The organism is Stenotrophomonas sp. SMYL89 (assembly GCF_036319985.1).
Taxonomy (GTDB): Bacteria; Pseudomonadota; Gammaproteobacteria; order Xanthomonadales; family Xanthomonadaceae; genus Stenotrophomonas; species Stenotrophomonas maltophilia_Q.
Window position 1 is genome coordinate 65,907 of sequence record NZ_JAWIRW010000012.1, and the last position, 20,868, is coordinate 86,774.

The 20,868-nt window shown below is 66.1% G+C and carries 23 protein-coding genes; 13 read left to right on the plus strand and 10 right to left on the minus strand.

Annotated features, from left to right (window positions below; all coding sequences use genetic code 11):
* Positions 1 to 42 precede the first annotated feature (42 nt).
* Together V3B41_RS15170 and V3B41_RS15175 are read right to left on the minus strand one after the other, a co-directional pair.
* Positions 43 to 1,446, minus strand: a complete 1,404-nt coding sequence (locus V3B41_RS15170; RefSeq protein WP_049427934.1) for a mannose-1-phosphate guanylyltransferase/mannose-6-phosphate isomerase — start codon at positions 1,444 to 1,446, stop codon at positions 43 to 45.
* Between the two features lie 11 nt (positions 1,447 to 1,457).
* Positions 1,458 to 2,804 carry a phosphomannomutase gene (locus V3B41_RS15175; RefSeq protein ID WP_329861655.1) on the minus strand — a complete coding sequence of 449 codons (1,347 nt, stop codon included), beginning with the start codon at positions 2,802 to 2,804 and terminating at the stop codon, positions 1,458 to 1,460.
* A gap of 234 nt (positions 2,805 to 3,038) precedes the next feature.
* Here V3B41_RS15175 and V3B41_RS15180 point away from each other — a divergent pair, with 234 nt between their 5' ends.
* From V3B41_RS15180 to V3B41_RS15220, 9 genes are all read left to right on the plus strand, one after another.
* Positions 3,039 to 3,995: a UDP-glucuronic acid decarboxylase family protein gene (locus tag V3B41_RS15180; protein ID WP_049427977.1), complete on the plus strand. Its 957-nt coding sequence runs from the start codon at positions 3,039 to 3,041 to the stop codon at positions 3,993 to 3,995.
* Between the two features lie 10 nt (positions 3,996 to 4,005).
* The gene (locus V3B41_RS15185) at positions 4,006 to 4,950 is read left to right on the plus strand and encodes a glycosyltransferase (RefSeq protein ID WP_197620102.1); all 945 of its coding nucleotides are present in this window, start codon (positions 4,006 to 4,008) and stop codon (positions 4,948 to 4,950) included.
* The gene (locus V3B41_RS15190; protein ID WP_049427932.1) at positions 4,928 to 5,332 is read left to right on the plus strand and encodes a GtrA family protein; all 405 of its coding nucleotides are present in this window, start codon (positions 4,928 to 4,930) and stop codon (positions 5,330 to 5,332) included. The genes V3B41_RS15185 and V3B41_RS15190 overlap by 23 nt, the downstream gene beginning before the upstream one ends.
* Positions 5,329 to 5,928 (plus strand): hypothetical protein, encoded by a 600-nt coding sequence (locus V3B41_RS15195; RefSeq protein ID WP_049427931.1) that lies wholly within the window; start codon positions 5,329 to 5,331, stop codon positions 5,926 to 5,928. The genes V3B41_RS15190 and V3B41_RS15195 overlap by 4 nt, the downstream gene beginning before the upstream one ends.
* A gap of 51 nt (positions 5,929 to 5,979) precedes the next feature.
* Positions 5,980 to 6,405 (plus strand): hypothetical protein, encoded by a 426-nt coding sequence (locus tag V3B41_RS15200; RefSeq protein WP_049427930.1) that lies wholly within the window; start codon positions 5,980 to 5,982, stop codon positions 6,403 to 6,405.
* Positions 6,380 to 7,585, plus strand: a complete 1,206-nt coding sequence (locus V3B41_RS15205; protein WP_049427927.1) for a hypothetical protein — start codon at positions 6,380 to 6,382, stop codon at positions 7,583 to 7,585. Before V3B41_RS15200 ends, V3B41_RS15205 begins: the two co-directional genes overlap by 26 nt.
* A gap of 96 nt (positions 7,586 to 7,681) precedes the next feature.
* Entirely contained in the window at positions 7,682 to 8,413 is a 732-nt protein-coding gene (locus tag V3B41_RS15210) for a CoA transferase subunit A (RefSeq protein WP_049427926.1), read from the plus strand.
* Between the two features lies 1 nt (position 8,414).
* Complete coding sequence (locus tag V3B41_RS15215; protein ID WP_049427924.1) at positions 8,415 to 9,047, plus strand: CoA transferase subunit B; 633 nt, start codon at positions 8,415 to 8,417, stop codon at positions 9,045 to 9,047.
* Positions 9,048 to 9,093: 46 nt separating this feature from the next.
* Entirely contained in the window at positions 9,094 to 9,705 is a 612-nt protein-coding gene (locus tag V3B41_RS15220; RefSeq protein WP_197620103.1) for an alpha-ketoglutarate-dependent dioxygenase AlkB, read from the plus strand.
* Here V3B41_RS15220 and V3B41_RS15225 read toward each other — a convergent pair.
* From V3B41_RS15225 to V3B41_RS15245, 5 genes are all read right to left on the minus strand, one after another.
* Positions 9,702 to 10,664: a glycosyltransferase family 2 protein gene (locus V3B41_RS15225; RefSeq protein ID WP_049427920.1), complete on the minus strand. Its 963-nt coding sequence runs from the start codon at positions 10,662 to 10,664 to the stop codon at positions 9,702 to 9,704. The two genes, V3B41_RS15220 and V3B41_RS15225, sit on opposite strands and share 4 nt — an antisense overlap.
* Before the next feature lie 98 nt (positions 10,665 to 10,762).
* A complete protein-coding gene (locus V3B41_RS15230; protein WP_329861656.1) occupies positions 10,763 to 11,404 on the minus strand; it encodes an ABC-type transport auxiliary lipoprotein family protein in 642 nt (213 codons plus the stop codon).
* Positions 11,401 to 12,327, minus strand: coding sequence for an MlaD family protein (locus V3B41_RS15235; RefSeq protein WP_033835489.1), 927 nt, complete (start codon positions 12,325 to 12,327; stop codon positions 11,401 to 11,403). Before V3B41_RS15235 ends, V3B41_RS15230 begins: the two co-directional genes overlap by 4 nt.
* A 3-nt stretch (positions 12,328 to 12,330) precedes the next feature.
* Entirely contained in the window at positions 12,331 to 13,158 is an 828-nt protein-coding gene (locus V3B41_RS15240; protein ID WP_329861657.1) for an ABC transporter ATP-binding protein, read from the minus strand.
* A gap of 1 nt (position 13,159) precedes the next feature.
* On the minus strand, positions 13,160 to 14,281 hold the full coding sequence (locus V3B41_RS15245) for an ABC transporter permease (RefSeq protein ID WP_049427915.1): 1,122 nt from the start codon (positions 14,279 to 14,281) through the stop codon (positions 13,160 to 13,162).
* Between the two features lie 93 nt (positions 14,282 to 14,374).
* Here V3B41_RS15245 and V3B41_RS15250 point away from each other — a divergent pair, with 93 nt between their 5' ends.
* A complete protein-coding gene (locus tag V3B41_RS15250; RefSeq protein ID WP_049427914.1) occupies positions 14,375 to 15,634 on the plus strand; it encodes a threonine/serine exporter family protein in 1,260 nt (419 codons plus the stop codon).
* A 110-nt stretch (positions 15,635 to 15,744) separates the two neighbouring features.
* On the opposite strand, the gene V3B41_RS15255 is transcribed toward V3B41_RS15250, so the two are convergent.
* The 3 genes from V3B41_RS15255 to V3B41_RS15265 form a co-directional block, all read right to left on the minus strand.
* Positions 15,745 to 16,128 (minus strand): H-NS histone family protein, encoded by a 384-nt coding sequence (locus V3B41_RS15255; protein ID WP_005408004.1) that lies wholly within the window; start codon positions 16,126 to 16,128, stop codon positions 15,745 to 15,747.
* A 223-nt stretch (positions 16,129 to 16,351) separates the two neighbouring features.
* On the minus strand, positions 16,352 to 18,055 hold the full coding sequence (locus V3B41_RS15260) for a proline--tRNA ligase (RefSeq protein ID WP_049427911.1): 1,704 nt from the start codon (positions 18,053 to 18,055) through the stop codon (positions 16,352 to 16,354).
* A 575-nt stretch (positions 18,056 to 18,630) separates the two neighbouring features.
* The gene (locus V3B41_RS15265; RefSeq protein ID WP_049427395.1) at positions 18,631 to 19,005 is read right to left on the minus strand and encodes a DUF4124 domain-containing protein; all 375 of its coding nucleotides are present in this window, start codon (positions 19,003 to 19,005) and stop codon (positions 18,631 to 18,633) included.
* A gap of 80 nt (positions 19,006 to 19,085) precedes the next feature.
* Here V3B41_RS15265 and pssA point away from each other — a divergent pair, with 80 nt between their 5' ends.
* The 3 genes from pssA to rimI are packed head-to-tail and all read left to right on the plus strand — an operon-like array spanning position 19,086 to position 20,862.
* Positions 19,086 to 19,862, plus strand: coding sequence for a CDP-diacylglycerol--serine O-phosphatidyltransferase (gene pssA / locus V3B41_RS15270; protein WP_046983850.1), 777 nt, complete (start codon positions 19,086 to 19,088; stop codon positions 19,860 to 19,862).
* Positions 19,859 to 20,368 (plus strand): hypothetical protein, encoded by a 510-nt coding sequence (locus V3B41_RS15275; RefSeq protein ID WP_049427392.1) that lies wholly within the window; start codon positions 19,859 to 19,861, stop codon positions 20,366 to 20,368. Before pssA ends, V3B41_RS15275 begins: the two co-directional genes overlap by 4 nt.
* Positions 20,365 to 20,862, plus strand: a complete 498-nt coding sequence (gene rimI, locus V3B41_RS15280; RefSeq protein ID WP_049427388.1) for a ribosomal protein S18-alanine N-acetyltransferase — start codon at positions 20,365 to 20,367, stop codon at positions 20,860 to 20,862. Before V3B41_RS15275 ends, rimI begins: the two co-directional genes overlap by 4 nt.
* The last annotated feature ends 6 nt before the right edge of the window (positions 20,863 to 20,868 follow it).

Sequence of the window (20,868 nt, forward strand, 5' to 3'; positions counted from 1 at the left end):
CCCGCCCCGACCAACAGTCGGCACCCACCAGCGGGCGCCGCGTCAGTTGCGCCCGTACGTGTCCTCGAACCGCACGATGTCATCCTCGCCCAGGTAGCTGCCCGACTGCACTTCGATCAGCTCCAGTGGCAGCTTGCCGGGATTGCGCAGGCGATGGGTCACGCCCAGCGGGATGTAGGTGCTCTGGTTCTCGCTGAGCAGGATCACCTCGTTGCCGCGGGTCACCTCGGCGGTGCCGCTGACCACGATCCAGTGCTCGGCGCGGTGGTGATGCATCTGCAGGCTGAGCGTGCCGCCGGGCTTGACCGTGATCCGCTTGACCTGAAAGCGCTCGCCGTTGTCGATCGAGTCGTAGGCACCCCAGGGGCGGTACACCTTGCGGTGCCAGGTCGCCTCGCTGCGGCCTTCGGCCTTCAGCTTGGCCACCACGGTCTTGACCTCCTGCATGCGGTCAGCCTTGCCGACCAGCACCGCATCGTCGGTCTCGACCACGACCACATCATCCAGCCCGACCAGTGCGACCAGGCGCTGGGCATAGGCATAGGTGTTGCGGCAATCGATGGCGATCACATCACCCTGGTGGGCATTGCCGTCGCCATCCTGCTGCGAGACATCGCGCAGTGCGGTCCACGAGCCGACATCGTTCCAGCCGGCATCGAGCGGGATCACCACCGCGTCGGCGGTCTTTTCCATCACCGCGTAGTCGATCGAGTCCGAGGGCACGGCGGTGAAGGCGTCCTTGTCCAAGCGCGTGAAGTCCGCATCGCGGCGAGCCTGCTGCCAGGCCTGGCGGCTGCTGGCCAGCATTTCCGGCTGGAAGCGTTCCAGCTCCCGCAGATAGCGCGACGCCTTGAACAGGAACATGCCGCTGTTCCAGTAGTACTGACCGCTGCTGACGTAGCCGGTGGCGGTCTCCAGGTCGGGCTTCTCGACGAAACGTTCGACCGCGCGCACGCCCTGTCCATCAGCGGCCTTGATATAGCCATAACCGGTTTCCGGGCCGGTCGGGACGATGCCAAAGGTCACCAGCTTGCCGGCGTCGGCGGCACTTGCTGCGGCCTGCACTGCACTGCGGAAGGCCGCTTCGTCGGTGATCACATGGTCGGAGGGCAGCACCAGCAGCAGCGCGTCGGTACCGCCACGGGTGGCCTCCAGCGCGGCTACGGCAATCGCCGGCGCAGTGTTGCGGCCCACCGGTTCCAGGATGATCGCGGCCGCCTCGGCCCCGACCTGCTGCAGCTGTTCGGCGGCAACGAAGCGGTGTTCCTCGTTGGCAATCACCAGCGGACCACGCGCCGCCAGTGGGGCGACGCGTTGCCAGGTGGCCTGCAGCATCGTCAGCTCGCCGGCCAGTGGCAGGAACTGCTTCGGGTAGGCCTCGCGCGAAAGCGGCCACAGGCGGGTACCGGATCCGCCGGACAGGATGACGGGCTGGATGCTGCTCATGCGGGCCTCGGTTACTGCTGGATGAGACGGGAGAGTTCGTCGGTACGCGCCTGCATCAGCGACGCGTCACCACGCGCTTCGACGTTCAGGCGCAGCAGCGGCTCGGTATTGGAGCTGCGCAGGTTGAAGCGCCAGTTGCCGAAGTCGGCACTGATGCCGTCGGTGTGGTCCAGCCTGGGCGATTGCGCGGCGAAGTGTTCCATCACGCGCGCGACGGCGGCCTTGGCATCGGCCACCTTGAAGTTGATCTCGCCGCTGCACGGGTAGGCTGCCATGCGGTCTTCGACCCAGTCGGCCAGCGAACGGCCGCTCCCGGAAACCAGCTGGGCGATCAGCAGCCACGGGATCATGCCCGAGTCGGCATAGGCGAACTCGCGGAAATAGTGGTGCGCGCTCATCTCGCCGCCGTACACCGCGTCTTCGGCACGCATCTTTTCCTTGATGAAGGCGTGGCCGCTCTTGCACTGCACTGGCACGCCACCGGCCTGCTCGACCATGTCCACGGTGTTCCAGACCAGGCGCGGGTCATGCACGATCTTGCCGCCGGGATGGCGCGCCAGGATCGCCTTGGCCAGCAGGCCGACCAGGTAGTAGCCCTCGATGAAGCGGCCGCTGTGGTCGAAGAAGAAGCAGCGATCGAAGTCACCGTCCCACGCGATGCCGAAATCGGCGCCATGTTCGCGTACGGCGTCGGCGGTGGCGGCGCGGTTCTCCGGCAGCAGCGGATTGGGAATGCCATTGGGGAAGCTGCCGTCCGGCTCGTGGCAGATGCGGATGAACTCGAACGGCAGGTGCGGTGCCAACAGGTCAACGATGGCGCCGGCGCCGCCATTGCCCGCATTGACCACCAGCTTCAGCGGCTTCAGCTTGCCGGCATCGACATAGCTCAGCAGGTGCTGGATGTAGGCGCTCTTGTCATGCTGGGCGACCTGGCCGGAACGCGGCGGCTGGGCCTCGGCGGTGTCGGCGGCCACTGCATCGGAAATCGCGAACAGGCCGGTATCGGAGCTGATCGGCCGTGCGTTTTCCTTGACCAGCTTCATGCCGTTGTAATCCATCGGGTTGTGGCTGGCGGTGACCATCACGCCGCCGGCTGCGTTCAGGTGGTCGGTCTGGAAATAGACTTCCTCGGTGCCGCACAGGCCGATGTCGATCACTTCCCGCCCGGTACCGCGCAGGCCGGCCGCCAGCGCGTCCTGCAGCGCCGGGCTGGTCAGGCGCACGTCGTGGCCTAGGACCACCGGGCCCGGCGCGAGCTGCGCAGCCAGGGCCACGCCGATGCGGCGAGCCAGGTCTTCGTTCAGTTCCTCGGGCACGCGGCCACGGATGTCATAGGCCTTGAAGGCGGGCAGGGGCATCGAAGCAGTCCATCCGGATAGAGAAACCTGATTATAGCGGGAGGGTCTGCAAACGGCCGGTGAGTCAGGGACGCCCGGCGGGTAGCGCCGACATGGGAGTGGGGCGGGCCGATTCCCCGTCGATGGGCCATGGCCAGCAGGCAGTTCGCATACAATTGCGCGCTGACGACCGAGGACATGGCCCGCGTGGCCATCGCCGATTGGCCTGCTGTTCCAGAAGGATCGAGGTTTGCTTTGAAATTCACTCACGATCAGAAACGCGTGCTGGTGACCGGTGGCGCGGGCTTCCTCGGGTCGCATCTGTGCGATCGGCTCATCGCGGGCGGCCATGACGTCCTCTGCGTGGACAACTTCTACACCGGTAGCAAGGCGAACGTGGATGGGCTGCTGGGCCACCCACGGTTCGAGCTCATGCGCCATGACGTGACGTTCCCGCTCTATGTGGAAGTGGACCGGATCTTCAACCTGGCCTGCCCGGCGTCACCGATCCACTACCAGCAGGACCCGGTGCAGACCACCAAGACCAGCGTGCATGGCGCGATCAACATGCTCGGCCTGGCCAAGCGTCTGCGCGCGCGCATCCTGCAGGCCAGCACCAGTGAGGTGTACGGCGATCCGGAAATCCATCCGCAGGTAGAAGGCTACTGGGGCCGGGTCAACCCGATCGGCATCCGCAGCTGCTATGACGAGGGCAAGCGTTGCGCCGAAACGCTGTTCTTCGACTACTGGCGCCAGCACCAGCTGGAGATCAAGGTCATGCGCATCTTCAATACGTATGGCCCGCGCATGCATCCCAATGATGGCCGGGTGGTCAGCAACTTCATCGTGCAGGGGCTGAAGGGCGAGCCGATCACCATCTATGGTGATGGCAGCCAGACGCGCAGCTTCTGCTATGTCGATGACCTGATCGAAGGCATGTTGCGGCTGATGGACTCGCCAGCTGATCTCACCGGTCCGATCAATATCGGCAATCCGTCCGAGTACACCATGCTGGAACTGGCCGAGACCGTGCTCCGCCTCGTCGGTGGCAGGTCGAAGATCGAGTACCGCCCGCTGCCCTTGGATGATCCACGCCAACGCCAGCCGGATATCAGCCTGGCCAAAGCGGATCTGGGCTGGGAGCCCAAGGTCGGCCTGGAGGACGGCCTGAAGGAGACCATCGCCTATTTCCGCCATCGCTTGCAGGCCTGAGGTGGCGACGATGCGAAAGATCGTGGTGATGCCGGTCTACGAGGATCTGGAAGCCTCCTCGAAGCTGTTTGTCGAGCTCGCCCGCACCCAGGGCCCGGACACCTATTTGGTGGCCGTGGACGACGGCTCGGTGCGGCAGCCATTGCCGATCAGCGCCATTGAGGCTTCAGGGTTGGAGGGCGTGGTGATCCGCCTGCGTCGCAATGTCGGGCATCAGCGTGCGATCGCCATCGGCCTGGGCTATGTGGCCGAACACTTCGATGGCAATGACATTGTCGTGGTGATGGATTCCGATGGCGAGGATACGCCGGAGAGCATCACCGAACTGGTGGCGGGCCTGGATTCGGCCGATGTCGACGTGGTGGTGGCCAGTCGTCGCAGCCGGGTCGAATCGCTGAAGTTCAAGTCGTTCTACATTGTCTACAAGCTGCTGTTCTCGCTGCTCAGCGGGCGCCAGATCAGCTTCGGCAACTTCATGGCGGCGAAGATGCCGGCGGTGCGCCGGTTGGCATCGATGCAGGAGCTGTGGATCCACGTTGCAGCCTGCGTACTGGGCTCTAAGCTGCGCGTGCAGACCTGTGCGCTGGATCGTGGTCCGCGCTATGCCGGCCGCAGCAAGATGAACTTCGTCGGCCTGGCCCTGCACGGATTCCGTGCACTGATGGTGTTTGCCGAGGATGTGCTGGTACGCGTGGGCATCGCCTGCACCATGGTGGCGGCACTGTCGATCATCGGCGGCATCGTCGCCACCGGGCTGAAGATGCTGGGCTTTGCATCGCAGGGCTGGTTCTCGCTGGCATTCGGCATCCTGGTGCTGGTGTTCCTGCAGACCGCGGCACTGACGCTGATCATCCTGATGTTGTCGGGGATGATGCGCGGCGGTGGTGTCATGAGCGTGGGCAGCTATCGCGAGTTCGTCGACGAGGTCCTGCATGCCGGCCGCCGCAGTGGCTAAGGATGCGCTGGGCGGACAGGCCGTCCGCTACGTGATCAATGGCCTGCTCGCCACCGCAGTGCACTATGGAGTGCTGCACTTCAACATTGAGGTGCTGCACATCCCGTTGGCCGCGGTGGCCAATGCGATTGCAGCGGTCTTCGGCATCACCGTATCGTTCCTCGGCAGCCGCTACTTCGTTTTCCATGGCAGGCAGGGCAGCCTGGCGCGGCAGGGCTCGCTGTTCCTGCTGATCTACGCGGCGATCGCCGTGCTGCATGCGCTGGTGATGTACGTCTGGGCCGATCGATGGGGTCTGGACTATCGCATCGGATTCGTATTGGCCACGGGGATGCAGATGGCTTTCAGCTTCGTTGCCAACAAATTCCTGGTGTTCAAATGAACAAGTATCTGCGTGCCGCGCTGGCAACCCTGGCGTTCATTGCCACCCTGCTGCTGGTCTACTACGTCCACATGCGCCAGTTCCGCGTGAACGTGGTGCTGTATGCCAGCATCCTCGACGCGGTGATCGCCGTGGTGGTGGTGTTTGCGGGCCTGTACGCGTTGAAGTGGTTCAGGGATTTCAGCCGCCTCGAGCTGATCCAGCTGGCCGCCATCTGGCTGCTGGGAGGCTACGTGTTCGCGATTTCGGTCCCGACCGTCATCGATCGTTCGCTGTCCTTCTACATCCTGGAGAAGCTGCAGCAGCGTGGTGGCGGCATCCGCGAGGATGCCTTCCGGCAGGTCTTCATCGAAGAGTACGTCCCCGAGCACCACCTGGTGGAAGTGCGCCTGACCGAGCAGCTGCAGTCTGGAACCGTGCAGATCCATGATGGTTGTGTGCGGTTGACCGCGCGCGGCGAGCGCCTCGCATCGTTTGGCCGCTTCTACCGGCAGAACCTGCTGCCGACCCATCGCCTGCTGATGGGGGAGTACACCGATGCGCTCACTGATCCTTTCCGCGACAGCCGGATGCCGTCCGACTACCGTTGCCAATAGCCCGGGTGCTGCTGGCGCATTGGTTTTTCCGTTGGTTCCTTGAAACGTTTCATGGATGACATGACCTCCACCTCTCCCCCCCCGCGTACTCCGCGCCGAGACCTGGCGATTGCCGGGGCCCTGGCGCTGCTGTTGGCCGCTTCCCTCGTATCGGTCGCCAAGCGATCTGACTATCAGACATCGTTGCTGCGCCAGGCCTTCGCTGAGGACGCGGGATTCGAGGCATCCGTACCACGCGAGGTGGTGGATGCACGTGGTCTGGTGCGCGCGCAGCCGATCGCTCCCTCGCTGCTTTCACTCGGGCAGGGGCTGAAGGACGACCCATTGATCCAGCAACGCATGTGGGAGGCGCTGTATCCGGTCCGGTTCAGCGATACCGATACCCCGCAGCGCCTGCTGAGGGCCGGTGATCCGTTGGTTGACCAGTGCCACGTCCAGGGGAGGAGCGGAGATGTCGTTCTTGCCGACTGCCGCTGAACCAGGGCGCCGTGCGGCGCTGGCCATGCTGGTCTCCATTCTTCTCTGCTACGGCCTGGCCGCCGTGGGCCTGATGGGCTGGCCGGTGCAGGTGGCATTTGGCGCGGTCGTGCTCAGCGCGCTGCTCGCCCTGCCGGCTGTGCGTGACCTGCGTACCGCCCCTCTGGTCCTGGCCGTGCTGGTGCTGGTGTTGATCGCACTGGGAAGCCCCAGCGATGGCTGGGACCCGCGTTCAATCTGGCTCTTCCATGCCAAGCGGATCTACCTGGAGGGCACGTTGTACGCCCAGCTGGATGATTACGCGCCGTGGAGCCACAACGACTATCCTGCACTGGTTCCGTTGTTGATGGCCTGTGCAGCAGGTTTGGCTGGGCACTGGAACGAGCTGCTGCCCAAGGCGGTGGCACCGCTGCTGCTGCTGCCGGCACTGCTGCTGATCGCCCCGAGTTTCCGCTCGCGCTGGTGCGGCGTGCTGTTCGCAGTGCTGCTGCTGCGCCTGGCGCGCGACATGCTGATCAACGGCTACATGGATCCGCTGGTGGCGGTCTACGCCGTCGCTGCCGTGGCGACAGCGATGCGCCACCGCATGTCCGGGAAGCACGGTGGTAGTCGCGAGCTGGTCGCATTCATGTTGCTGGTGGCCGTGCTGTCGATGTTGAAGAACGAGGGGGCCGTGCTTGCGGCCCTGTTGACGGCCGTGGTGCTGGGCGAAGGTGTGCTGCGTGAGCGTCGCCTGGGCTGGCACATCCTCCTGGCCGCGGTTGTGGCCCTGCTGCCACTGCTGGCATGGAAGCTGGCCGTCGGGCAGGCAGGGGTTGGCAATGACCTGGCGGGAAGCGACATGAAGGTGCAGCTGCTGGCGCGGCTTGGCAGCGAGGGCAGTACCCTGCCGATCGTCGGGCGCCTGCTGCTGGATGTCTGGGTGCTGGTGCCGCTGCTGGTGCTGGCGGTGCTCTGGCGCCCGGTGCTGCGGGTTCCGGCGGCATCGGTTGCCGTGCTGGCGGCGCTGGCGTATGCAACGCTGCTGTTCCTGGTCTACCTGGGAACACCACATGACCTGGACTGGCACCTGCGCAGCAGCGTCGACCGTGTCCGCATGCCGGTGACACTGCTGCTGGGGTTTGCAGTGCTGCTGGCACTGGAACATCGCGCCACGGCGAAGATGCCGCGCGCGCGTTGAGCCGGAACGCGCCGCGGCGTCATGCTGCGGCGCATCCCAGCGGTAGGCAGGTGTAGCGCTAGAATGCGCTCATTCTTCCCGTGTGGGGCTGTAGAAATGGAACACGTGACTTCCACCGGCAAGCGCGGCAAGCGCTTCGCCAGTGCGGCGCAGGCGCTGGAGGGCGTGGTCGCCGATGGCCAGACCCTGGCCGTGGGCGGCTTCGGCCTGTGCGGCATTCCCGAGGCGCTGATCGCCGCGCTGCGTGACAGCGGGGCCAAGGGCCTGACGGTGATCTCCAACAACGCCGGTGTCGATGGCTTCGGCCTTGGCCAGCTGCTGGAGACGCGCCAGATCAGGAAGATGATTTCGTCCTACGTGGGCGAGAACAAGGAGTTCGAGCGGCAGTTCCTGGCTGGCGAACTGGAGCTCGAATTCAATCCGCAGGGCACCCTTGCCGAGCGCCTGCGTGCTGGCGGTGCAGGCATTCCTGCGTTCTTCACTGCCACCGGCTACGGCACGGTGGTGGCCGAAGGCAAGGAGACGCGCGAGTTCGACGGCAAGCACTACGTGATGGAAACCGCCCTGCGCGCCGACGTGGCGCTGGTCAAGGCGTGGAAGGCCGACGAAGCTGGCAACCTGGTGTTCCGCAAGACCGCGCGCAACTTCAACCCGGCCTGCGCGATGGCCGGCAAGGTCTGCATTGCGGAGGTCGAGGAGGTCGTGCCGGTGGGCGCCATCGATCCGGACCAGGTGCACCTGCCGGGTATCTACGTGCACCGTATCGTGCACAACGCACACCCTGAAAAACGCATCGAGCAGCGCACCGTCCGCGCGGAGGGCAACTGACATGGCATGGACCCGCGATGAGATGGCGGCACGTGCCGCCCGCGAACTGACCGATGGTGCCTACGTGAACCTGGGCATCGGCCTGCCGACCCTGGTCGCCAACCACATTCCCGAAGGCGTGGACGTGTGGCTGCAGTCGGAAAATGGCCTGCTGGGCATCGGCCCGTTCCCGACCGACGCTGAAGTCGACGCGGACCTGATCAATGCCGGCAAGCAGACCGTGACTGCACGCGCCGGTGCCAGCTATTTCGGCAGCCATGACAGCTTCGCGATGATCCGTGGCGGCCACGTCAACCTGGCCATTCTCGGCGCCATGCAGGTCACCGACAAGGGTGACCTGGCCAACTGGATGGTGCCCGGCAAGATGGTCAAGGGCATGGGCGGCGCGATGGACCTGGTGGCCGGCGTGCAGCGCGTGGTGGTGCTGATGGAGCACACCGCCAAGAATGGCGAGCACAAGATCCTGGCCGAATGCACGCTGCCGCTGACCGGCGTCGGCGTAGTTGATCGCATCATCACCGACCTGGCCGTATTCGACGTTACCGACGAGGGGCTGCTGCTGGTGGAAGCGGCACCGGGTGTCGGCGATGACGAACTGAAGGAAAAGACCGGCGTCGCGTTCCAGCGTGCCTGATGTTCCGGGGGCGGCCAAGCGCCGCCCTGTTCCTTGAGGGGCCGCCATGTTGTTCCTCCACGATCTGCCCGATGCGGACGTCCAGCACTTGCCGGGCTGGCTGGCTGCGGCCGACGCCGACCGGCTGATGGCCGCGCTGCAGGCCGAAGTGCCATGGGAGGTACATCGCATCCGCATGTTCGGCAACTGGGTGGAGTCGCCGCGGCTGAGCTGCTGGATCGGCGACCCGCAGGCCCGCTACCGTTACTCCGGTGCCGAGTTCGTGCCGTACTCATGGCCGCCCGTGCTGCAGGCCGTGCGTGAGCAGCTGCAGGACGGGAACATCGGTCGTTTCAACAGCGTGCTGCTGAACCGCTATCGGGATGGGGGAGATCACATGGGATGGCACAGTGACGATGAGCCGGAGCTGGGGCCGGCACCGGTGATTGCTTCGGTGAGCCTTGGTGCTGCGCGCCGCTTCCTGCTGCGACGGCGCGATGAGCCGGCGCGCAGGACCGAGTTCGTCCTGGGCCACGGAGACCTGTTGTTGATGGGCGGGCAGACCCAGCGCTTCTACCAGCACGCGCTCCCGAAGATGGCGCGGGTTCGCGGGGAGCGGATCAACCTGACGTTCCGCTGGATTCATTCACGCACGGCGGGCGCGCGTACCGGAGCCTAGCGCCGGACCAGATCGATGGCGGCGGTCAACAGGCCACGCCCGAAGTAGCCGTAGTTGCCGGAGAACACCTCTGCCATCACCGCGGGAATGCGGCGAAGGCGTGCAGGGCCCATCCCTGTGCGTACCGTCAAGTGCCGCTGCTTCCGTTCAATCCACTCCAGGCGCGATCCGGGCAGGCCCAGCGCGCGTGCGCGGGCCAGCAGCTGCTCGCACTGCAGTCGTTCGATCTCCAATTGGCGTTCCCGCCTCACCTCGCGCGAGACGCCATCCTGGTCGCCAAGCCCCACCTGGTTGTTGCCGTGCAGGCGGTAGCCGATCAACGGCTCGGGTAAGCTGTCGATCTCCCCTCGCATGGCCGCCAGCGTGCTGATCCAGGCGTCGTGGACCCAGCCCGAAGCAGGAAGAGGCAATGCATCGTCCAGAACCTGGCGACGCAGCGCCATTGCCGCCCCTGTCATCAGCGGACGCTTGAGCAGCAGCTCGAAACCGTGGCCTGCATGCATCCGCACATGCTCCGAAGGCCGGTACCCCAACGCGGAAAACAACCGTTTGGACAACATCCGGCCGGATCCGTCGATCAGTTGCGCATCGCTGTGCAGTGCCAGCAGCTCAGGGCGGGCATCGAACTCGGTGCAGAAACGTTGCAGCTTGTCCGGGTACCAGAGGTCATCCTGGTCGCACAGGAAAATGAGGTCGCCGGTACAGGCGCGGAGCGCGCCGTCGAAGTTCTGCCGATAGCCGACGTTGCGGGCATTCACCTGCAGGTCCACCGCGATGCCCAGGGCCTCTGCACGAGGCACGAACGAACGCAGCAATGCCAGGGTACCGTCGGAGGACGCATCGTCACGGATCACGAGCTGATCCGGATGGCGTGTCTGCGCCAGCAGGCTGTCCAGCTGCTCCTGCAGGAAGCGCTCGCCGTTGTAGGTGCAGACGGCGATGGAAACGGATGAGGTCATCGGGAGACGGTGCAGCCAGGTGCAGCCAGGATGCGTCGAGTATCGCATGCCTCCATCGAGACCCTCCCGCCCTCCGTGGCGCGCACGCCGGCCATTGATCAGTGCAGGGCGCCCGGCTGATCGTTCTGCCCGCTGACCAGCGTCCACCCCACCATGTCCTGCGCCAGCTGCTGCAGGCCACGCTCGAACGCGGCGGTCACGGCCGGCACATCGGTGCTGCCGACCGGCTGCGCCTGGCGGAACGTGCGGTCGGCCACCACGCGCTGGTCGGCGACGTGGATCAGCTTGGCGTTGACCTCGATCACCACCGTCGGCGTGGCCCGGCCCTGGTAGTCCGACTCGAAGCGGCGTACGTCGGTGGACAGCTTGTAGTCGGCGCGGATGCCGGCGGTGCTGCGTGCCACGCCGCGGATGCGGCCGGAGTCCTCGAAGCCACGCAGCAGGGTGTCCTCTATCATGTCGGTGGCCGGTTGCGCCCAGCTGGCGCCCTTGTAGATCTCCAGCTGCGACGGGGTCGGCCGCACGTTGATGCGCGGGCTGTCGACCATGCGCGCGGCGCTGGGCTTGGCCAGTACCAGCTGCCAGCTGGCCTGCGGCCACGCCGGATCGGCCTTCACCTGCACGGCGGGCGAGTACAGCGTCACTGCGGTTTTCTCGCTGCTGCCAAGGATGGAGCAGCCGCCCAGCAGGGTGGCCAGCGAAGCGGCCAGCAGCAGGCGCGGAAGGGGCATCGGGCTCATTTGGGTTCGAACTCCTTCGGTGCGTCGCGGCCCAGCAGATAGCGCGCGGGGTTATTCTCGAGGCGGTCGCTGACCCGGCGCAGGTCGCGGATCAGGCCGCGCAGTTCGGTCAGCGTCGGGCCCAGCTGGCCGAGGCCATCGTTGGCGAAGCTGTTGATCGCGGCGCGGTTCTCGCCCAGGATCGAATCGGCGTTGCCGGCGGCCGAGTCGAGCTTGGCCAGGGTGCCGTCCAGCTTGTCGATGATGCCCGGCAGCTGCTGCACCAGGTTCTTGTCCAGGCGCTCGATCGTACCGTTGGTGGTCTTAAGGGTGGTGTCCAGGCTGCGGGCGGCGTCGCGCGCGCTGAGCAGCAGCGCCTGGGTACCCTGGTCGCGGTCGGCCAGGCCGCCGCTGATCGTCTCCAGGTTGGCCAGCGTCGCATTGATCGAGGCCACGTTGCGGTCGCTGAGGATCTGGTCCATGCGCTCGACGATGCGATTGGCGACGTCGGTGATGTTCTGCAGCGCCGACGGTGTGGTCGGGATGATCGGGGCCGGATCCTTGTTGACCGTGGTCAGCGCCGGTGACTGCGGCGTGCCGCCGCTGAGCTGGATGATCGATGGGCCGGTCAGGCTGGTGATCGCCAGCTTGGCACGGGTATCGGTCTTGACCGGGGTGGTCGAGTTCAGACGGATGCGTGCGACCACCTGGCGCGGGTCGTCCGGCACCAGGTTCAGTTCGATGATCGAACCGACCGCGATGCCGTTGTACTGCACCGGGCTGCCCACCGACAGGCCGGTCACCGCCTCACGGAACACCACGCGGTATTCCTGCCAGGTACGGTCGGAGGAGTACTTGGCCGCCCACAGGCCGAAGGCCAGCAGGGCCAGGCCGGTGATCAGGGTGAACGCGCCGATCAGCACGTAGTTGGCTTTGGTTTCCATGGCTCAGGCACTCTCGATCTGTTCGCCGCGCGCGGCACGCGCACGCGGTCCGTGGAAGTATTCCTGGATCCACGGATGATCCAGTTTCTCGATGTCCGGCAGCGGCGCGTTGGCCACCACCTTGCGGTCGGCGATCACCGCCACCCGGTCGCAGATCGCGTACAGCGTGTCCAGGTCGTGGGTGATCAGGAACACGGTCAGCCCCAGCGCTTCCTGCAGGGTCTTGATCAGGCGGTCAAATGCCGCCGCACCAATCGGGTCGAGGCCGGCGGTGGGTTCATCCAGGAACAGCAGGGGCGGGTCCAGCGCCAGCGCCCGGGCCAGGCCCGCACGCTTGCGCATGCCGCCGGACAACTGCGATGGCAGCTTGTTGATCGCATCGGCGGGCAGGCCGGCCAGCTTCACCTTCAGCAGCGCGAGCTCGTAGTGCCAGCGCTCGGGCAATTCGCGGTGGTGTTCCTTCAAGGGCACCTGCACGTTCTCGCCCACGGTCAGCGAAGAAAACAGGGCGCCATCCTGGAACAGCACGCCGGTGTTGCGTTCGATGTGCAGTTGGCTCTCGGCATCGTCGGCACGCGCATCGCGGCCGAGCACTTCGATCTGTCCGGCGTCGGGCGTGCGCAGGCCGAGGATCGAACGCATCAGCACCGACTTGCCGGTGCCCGAGCCACCGACCACGCCCAGGATCTCGCCGCGGCGCACGTCCAGGTCCAGGTCTTCATGCACGGTCTGGCTGCCGAAGCGGTTGACCAGCCCGCGCACGCGGATGGCCAGGTCGTGGCCTTCGCCGTCCTGCATGGGGATTTCTTCGGGAGTCGTATGCGTGCTCATGTCACCAGTCCATGTGCATGAACCACAACGCCGCGAAGGCATCGATGATGATCACCAGCGAGATGGTCTGCACCACGCTGGAGGTGGTGCGTTCACCGACCGACTGCGCCGTGCCTTCCACCTTCAGGCCTTCCAGGCAGCCGATCAGGCCGATCACCAGTGCGAACACCGGGGCCTTGGACAGGCCGACCAGCATGTGCCGCACTTCCATGGTTTCGTGCATGCGCGCGATGTACATCTGCGGCGGGATGTCTAGGTCGAACGCGCCGACGGTGATACCGCCGGCCAGGCCGGCAACCATCGCGATGAAGGTCAGCAGGGGCAGGGTGACCAGCAGCGCCATCAACCGTGGCAGCACCAGCAGGTCGATCGGGTCCAGGCCCAGCGTGCGCATGGCATCGATTTCCTCGCGCGCCTTCATCGCACCGATCTGCGCGGTGAACGCACTGGCGGTGCGGCCGGCCAGCACGATCGCGGTCAGCAGTACCGCGAACTCGCGCAGGAAGGCGATGTTGACCAGCTCGACCACGTAGATCTCGGCGCCGAAGTCGCGCAGGATGGTCGAGCCGAGGAAGGCGATCACCGCACCGACCAGGTACGACAGCAGCGCCACCAGCGGTACTGCGTCCAGCCCGACCTGCTCCATCTGGTGCACGGTGGCGGTCAGTCGGAAGCGACGGGGCTCCTTGACCAGCCGGGCTGCCTTGACCAGGTTTTCGCCCAGGAAACTGCACAGCGCCTTGATATTGTGGCCAGTGGCATGGACGCTGACACCGAGCCGTTCCAGCGCGGCCAGCACGCCGAAATCGCGCTTGGGCCTGGGCCGGTCGTCGGCCACTTCCTCGATGGTGCAGACCAGCGCCTGGTGATCCGGGCGGAACTGCAACGCGTCCTCGCCGAGATCGGCGCGATGGGCCACCCGCAGCACCTGCAGCACGCCGGCCGAATCCATCTTCTCGATGCCGGTGGCGTCGATGCCGGTCAGTGTGTCGGGAACGCCGCGCAGGACTTCGGCCGCGGCCAGCGCGGTCTTCAAGGTCCAGGTGCCGGACAGGCGGATCAGGCCCGGGTCATGGGCGTCCTGTTCGAGCTGGGGGGCGTGGTTCGGGGTCACTTGGGCCATTCGGGTCGCAGCATAACCGTTCTGTCTGGGGCATCGCGTCGAACCCGGATGAATTTATCCAGTGCGGCCCGGCAGTAGGTAATACTACGGCGCATGTCCGCAGACGCTCACACGATCCCCACGCCCCAGGCCACCTACGCGCAGCGCGTGGCCTTTGTTTCCGAGATCGCCGGACGCCTGCACAGCTACGGCACCACGGCCCAGCGCCTGGAAACGGCAGTGGTGGCACTGGCCCGCCAGCTCGATCTGGATTGTGAACCGTGGTCGAATCCCACCGGTATCATCCTCAGCTTCAGCGACCCGGCACAGGCGATCGGCTCCAGCGACATCACCCGCGTGATCCGCCTGGCGCCTGGCGAGAACGACCTGCACAAGCTCAGCGTCGCCGACCATATCGCCGAGGAAGTGTCCAACGGCCGGATGAGCATCGCCCAGGGCCACACCGCGCTGCGCCAGCTGGACAAGGATCCCGGCCGGCGCGGCAAGTTGCGCACCATCCTTTCGTTCACCCTCGGCGCTGCCGGCGTGGCCGGCATGTGGAAGCTGCCGTGGCTGGACATCGCCACCGCCGGTGTCATCGGCCTGATGATCGGCCTGCTCGGCATGGTCACCGACCGTCGCCCGGCCACCCGCGAAGCGGCCGAGGCGCTGGCGGCGCTGCTGGCCGGCATGGTCGCAACCCTGGTCGCGTCCTTTGTCGGCGCACTCAACCTCAACACGGTGATCATCGCCTCGCTGGTGGTGTTGCTGCCCGGCATGTCGCTGACCAATGCGGTCAATGAACTCGCCAGCCAGCACTGGGTCTCCGGTACCGCGCGCTTCGCCGGCGCGTTGACCACCATCATGAAGCTCAGCGTGGGCGCGATGATCGCGGTGACCCTGGCCGACGTACTCGGCCTGGACCCGGTGATCCGCGCCACGCGGCCGCAGGGGCCGTGGGTGGAGTGGGGTTCACTGCTGACCGCAGCATTCGCCTTCGCGATGTTGTTCAAGGCCAACCGCCGCGACTATCCCTGGGTAATCGCCGCCTCGGTGGCCGGTTATGCGATCTCCAAGTTCGGCGGCCACGCCTGGGGGGCGCCGGCCGGCATCTTCCTGTCGGCGATGCTGCTGACCGCCGGTGGCAATCTGTTTGGCCGCCTGGTGGGCCGACCGGGCGCGATCATCCGCCTGCCCGGCATCATCATGATGGTGCCCGGCAGCACCAGCCTGCGCGGCGTGCTGACCCTGGTCCAGCAGCAGGATGTCGGCGCTGGCCAGAGCGTGTTCCTCACCGTGCTCAACGTGGTGATGGCGCTGGTGGCCGGCCTGCTGTTCGGCAACCTGCTGATGCCGGCGCGCAAAACCCTGTAGAGCCGAGCCCATGCTCGGCTTTGCATATGGATAGCCGAGCGTGGGCTCGGCTCTACAAACAAGAAACGCCGGCTTCCGCCGGCGTTTTTCATTGCAATCTGATCCTGGCCTCAGGCCTTCTTGATCAGGAAATCTTCCGGCTTCTTGTTGCCCTTGGCGGTCAGCTCGGCCATCCAGCGCGGCTGCTTGCCACGACCGGTCCAGGTTTCCTTCGGGTTGGCCGGGTTGCGGTACTTCGGTGCCACCTTGCCCAGCTTGCGGCCGGCGGTCTTGGACGGTGCCTTGGCTGCCGGGGCGGCCTTGCGCGCGCGCGGGGCCGGGGCGCCGCCGAACAGTTCTTCGATGGTGTAACCCTCGGTCTTGGCCAGCTTGGTCAGCTGGGCCCGGACCTTGGTGATTGGCCGGCGCTTGGCGACGATGGTCTGCTGCTTCTTGGCGGTGCGGATCAGGGCGCCCAGTTCGCGTGCCGACAGGCCGGTCAGGTCAATGCTCATTTACGGTTACTCCGGAAACTAATGTGTGGACGGGACGAGCCAGTCCATGGCGTCGCAGCACAGAATAGAGATGAATTATTCCAAGCACAAATGCAGACAGGACAGGGCTTGGCGACGTACCGGCTGCATTGCGTCGATTTTGACCGGATTATGTCCGCTGCAATATCGGTGACGTGGCGGAAACGCAAAAAAAGACCGGGGCATGCCCCGGTCCTTTCTGCGATCAGCCCTGCAGTCGCTGCAGCAGGGTGGCCTTGTCCAGGCTTTCCGCTTCGCTGGCGCGGCGCGAGCGGTACTCGTAGGTACCGGCGGCCAGGCCACGCTCGCTCACCACCACGCGGTGCGGGATGCCGATCAGTTCCATGTCGGCGAACATCGCGCCCGGGCGCAGGCCACGGTCGTCCAGCGCGGCATCGAGGCCGGCGTCGCGAAGTTCCTGCAGCAGGCTGGACGCTGCATCGGCGACGGCAACGTCGCCCTTCGGGTTGATCACGCACACCACCACCTGCCACGGCGCCATCGCGTCCGGCCAGATGATGCCGGCATCGTCATGGTTCTGTTCGATCGCGGCAGCCACCACGCGCGAGATGCCGATGCCGTAGCAGCCCATCGCCATCACCGCGGCCTTGCCGTTCTCGTCCAGCACGGTGGCATCCAGTGCTTCGGCGTACTTGCGGCCGAGCTGGAATACGTGGCCGACTTCGATGCCGCGGGCGATCTTCAGTTCGCCGCCGTCCAGCGCGCGGTCACCGGCACGCACGTTGCGGATGTCGGCCACTTCCGGTTCCGGCAGGTCACGGCCCCAGTTGACGCCGGCCAGGTGGAAACCAGCTTCGTTGGCGCCGACGACGAAGTCGGACATCGCGGCCACTTCGCGATCGGCGACCACGCGGATGGCCTTCGCAGGCGCGACCGGGCCGAGGAAGCCGGGCACGCTGCCCAGGTACTCGGCGATCTCTGCTTCGCTGGCAAAGCGTTGCTCGTCCAGGCCGGCGACCTTGGCCAGCTTGATCTCGTTGACTTCATGGTCGCCGCGCACCAGCACCAGCACGAACTGCTGTGCGTCGCCTTCGCCGGCGACCAGCGCCACCGACTTCACGGTGCGCTGCAGGTCGATGCCGAGCAGGGCCGCGACGTCCTCGCAGGTCTTCTGGGTGGGCGTGTCGACCTTGCGCATCGCTTCAGCGGCGGCCGCACGCGGGGCCGGATCGGCGCTGATCGCCGCTTCCATGTTGGCCGCGTAATCCGAGCCGGTGGAGAACACCAGCGCGTCTTCGCCGGAATCGGCGATCACGTGGAATTCCTGCGAGGCATCGCCGCCGATCGCACCGGAGTCGGCCTGCACCATGCGGAAATCCAGGCCGAGGCGGGTGAAGATGCGGCTGTAGGCCGACTTCATGTTCTCGTACTCGCGCACCAGGCATTCATCATGCAGGTGGAACGAGTAGGCGTCCTTCATCAGGAACTCGCGCGAACGCATCACGCCGAAGCGCGGGCGGATCTCGTCGCGGAACTTGGTCTGCACCTGGTAGAAGTTCACCGGCAGCTGCTTGTAGCTGGACAGCTCGCTGCGCGCGAAGTCGCAGGCGGCTTCTTCGGCGGTCGGGCTGTAGCAGAAGACCTGGTCCTTGCGGTCCTTGATCTTCAGCAGCTGCGGGCCGAACTTCTGCCAGCGACCGGTCTGCTCCCACAGTTCCTTCGGCTGGATGGTCGGGATCTGGAATTCCACGGCACCGGCACGGTCCATTTCCTCGCGCACGATGCGCTCGACCTTGCGCAGCACGCGCAGGCCCAGCGGCGACCAGGTGTACAGGCCCGATGCAAGCTTGCGGATCATGCCCGCACGCAGCATCAGCCGGTGGCTGGTGAGCTCGGCGTCGCTGGGAGTTTCCTTGGTGGTGTGCAGGTGGAACTGGGAGAGGCGCATCGTCGGCTTCGGATAACGGCAGAGACGCCTATTCTGCCAGCCCGGCCGGGGTGGGGGTACTGGCAGGGCTGCGCCCTGCACCCGCCTCAAGCAACGTCAACTGCAACTGCCGAAGCAACGGCAAAGGCGGACTTCCCGTGGGATGGCGGGGTGGGTCCGGTTGCGGGGGACGCCGTAAATACGTCCCTGTAGGCTCGGTCGCGCCATCCATGGCGCTCACGCCCCCGCAACCGGACCCACCCCGCCTTCGACGGTTTTCCGCGATCTGTCGCCCTTTTGTAGAGCCGAGCGATGCTCGGCTTTTCGATCAATTCTCGAAATATTCGATTTCCATGGAGATTCATCCACGCATGGCGTGGATCTACCACCGTCACCAGGAACCTGTCGGAGGTGGGGTGGTGTGGGCTGGCAGGACCGTTGGCGCCATGGATGGCGCCATCGAGCCCCCATGGAAGGGTTTACGGCGTGTCCTGCCAGCCCACACCGCCCCGCCAAACCCACAGAAAGCCCGTAGCCGGCTGTTGACGTTGCCGTTGCTTGAAGCAGGTGCAGGGCTGCAAGCCCTGCCGATACCCTCACTCCGCCGGGCAATACGCCTTGATGGCCGCTTCCGCCAACCCCTTCTGCGCGCTGCGCTGTTCCGGGGTCAACGCGGTATCGGGCTTGCCGTCGCCATCGGTGTCGTGCATCACCTGGCCGGAGCCTTCCAGCAGGGCCAGGTTGGCACGGGCGGTGCTGCACTGTTCCGGCACCGGCGCGGCCGGTGTCTCGGCGCTGGCCGCGGCCTGAGGGCTGCGGGCCTGCTCGCGGGTCTCGAATTTCTTGCCGGCCGGCGGGGTCTCCGAGTACTGGGTCACGCCATTGGCGTCCTTCCATTTATAGACCGGGCCGGCCACGGCGTTGGCACTGGCCAACAGCAGCAGGCATCCAAGGCAGGACAGGGCACGCATGGCAAACTCCATGGAATGGGCGTAGAACGCCGATTGCAGCATTGGCGCCGAGCACTGGCAAGTCGATTAAACTGGATTCCATGGACCCGATCACACCGCCGCCGCGTTCGCGCACGATTTACCTGCTGCCCAACCTGTTCACCACCGCCGGCCTGTTCGCCGGCTTCTACGCGATCATCGCCGCGGCCAACGGGGATTTCGTCAATGCCAGCATCGCCGTGTTCGTGGCAGCGGTGATGGATGGCCTGGACGGGCGCGTGGCGCGCCTGACCGGTACCAGCAGCGAATTCGGTGTGCAGTACGACTCGCTGGCCGACCTGGTCAGCTTCGGCATGGCCCCGGCGCTGGTGATGTACCACTGGTCGCTGTCGTGGCTGAAGTTCGATGACCCGCTGCTCGGGCGGGTCGGCTGGGCGGTGGCGTTCCTGTATGCCGCCTGCGCGGCACTGCGCCTGGCCCGCTTCAACACCCAGGTGGCGGTGGTCGACAAGCGCTGGTTCGTCGGCCTGGCCAGCCCGGCTGCGGCCGGCCTGATGATGTCCTTCGTCTGGGCCTTCGCCGATGGCAACCTGGGCTGGGACGGCAACCAGCTGCGCTATGTGGCGCTGGCGGTGACGATCGTCGCGGCGTTGCTGATGGTCAGCCGCATCCGCTTCTGGAGCTTCAAGGGCGGTGCTGCCAAGGGGGGGCGTTCCGACCGTGTGCCGTTCCTGGTGCTGGCACTGGTACCGGTGGCGATCGCCATCGCGGTCATCGATCTGCCGCGCGTGCTGTTCGCGGTGGGCATCCTGTACGCCTTGTCCGGCCCGGTGATGTGGGCCGTGCAGCGCCTGCGCAAGAAGCCCGAGGCCGCGTGAGCCAGGACCTGCCCGTGCTGTGGTCACCGGCCCAGCAGGCCTGGCTGCAGGCCATGGGTTACACCGTGTATCACGACGGCCAGCTGGCCGCCGAACTGGACGCCGCGCTGCAGTTGAGCGTGGCCGAAGCCGATGCGGCCGCAGCGGCTTCGGCGGAACCAGTGCGGGCGGGTTCGGCCTCCATGCGGGAACACCCTGCCGAAGCCGCAGCCGCTCCTCATCAGGGACGCCCGGCACCGCCGCGTCGCGAGACCCCCATCACCGCACCGGATACCGCGCCGGCACCGGTCCGTCCGCTGCCGGGCGGCAATGCACGGCAACCGGCGGTGCGGCTCCCGGATCGCCTGCAGATCGCACTGCTGCGTGCGTCCGGCTGCAATCCCAACGATCCCGCCACGCAGGCGCTGATGGACAGTTGGCCGCTGGACCAGCTGCGCCAGGATCCGGCCGCCAAGCGCGCTTTGTGGCCGCAGTTGCGTGCCCTGCGCAAGCGGGGCAGTGCATGAGCGCGGTCAGCCAGCCCGGCCCGGTCGGCCTGCGCGCATTGCGCGAGAGCGACCTCAATGCGGTGATGGCGATCGAAGTGCGTGGCTATCCGTTCCCATGGACCCGCGGCATCTTCGTTGATTGCCTGCGTGCCGGTTATCCCGGACTGGCGATGGAGCGCGATGGCCAGCTGATCGGCTACGGCGTGCTCAGCATTGCCGCCGACGAGGCACATGTACTGAACATCTGCATCGATCCGCTGGCGCAGTCGCGTGGGCTGGGTCGCCAACTGCTGCGCGCACTGGTGCAGCTGGCGGGCAACCGGGGTGCGCACCGCGTGTTCCTGGAAGTGCGTCCGTCCAATACACCCGCGCTGGCCCTGTACCACAGCGAAGGTTTCAACGAGATCGGCCGCCGTCCACGCTACTACCCGGCGGCACAGGGCCGCGAGGATGCGGTGGTGATGGCCATCGAACTGGTCGACGGCGACCTGCAGGCGATGCCGCCGTTGTAAGGGAGA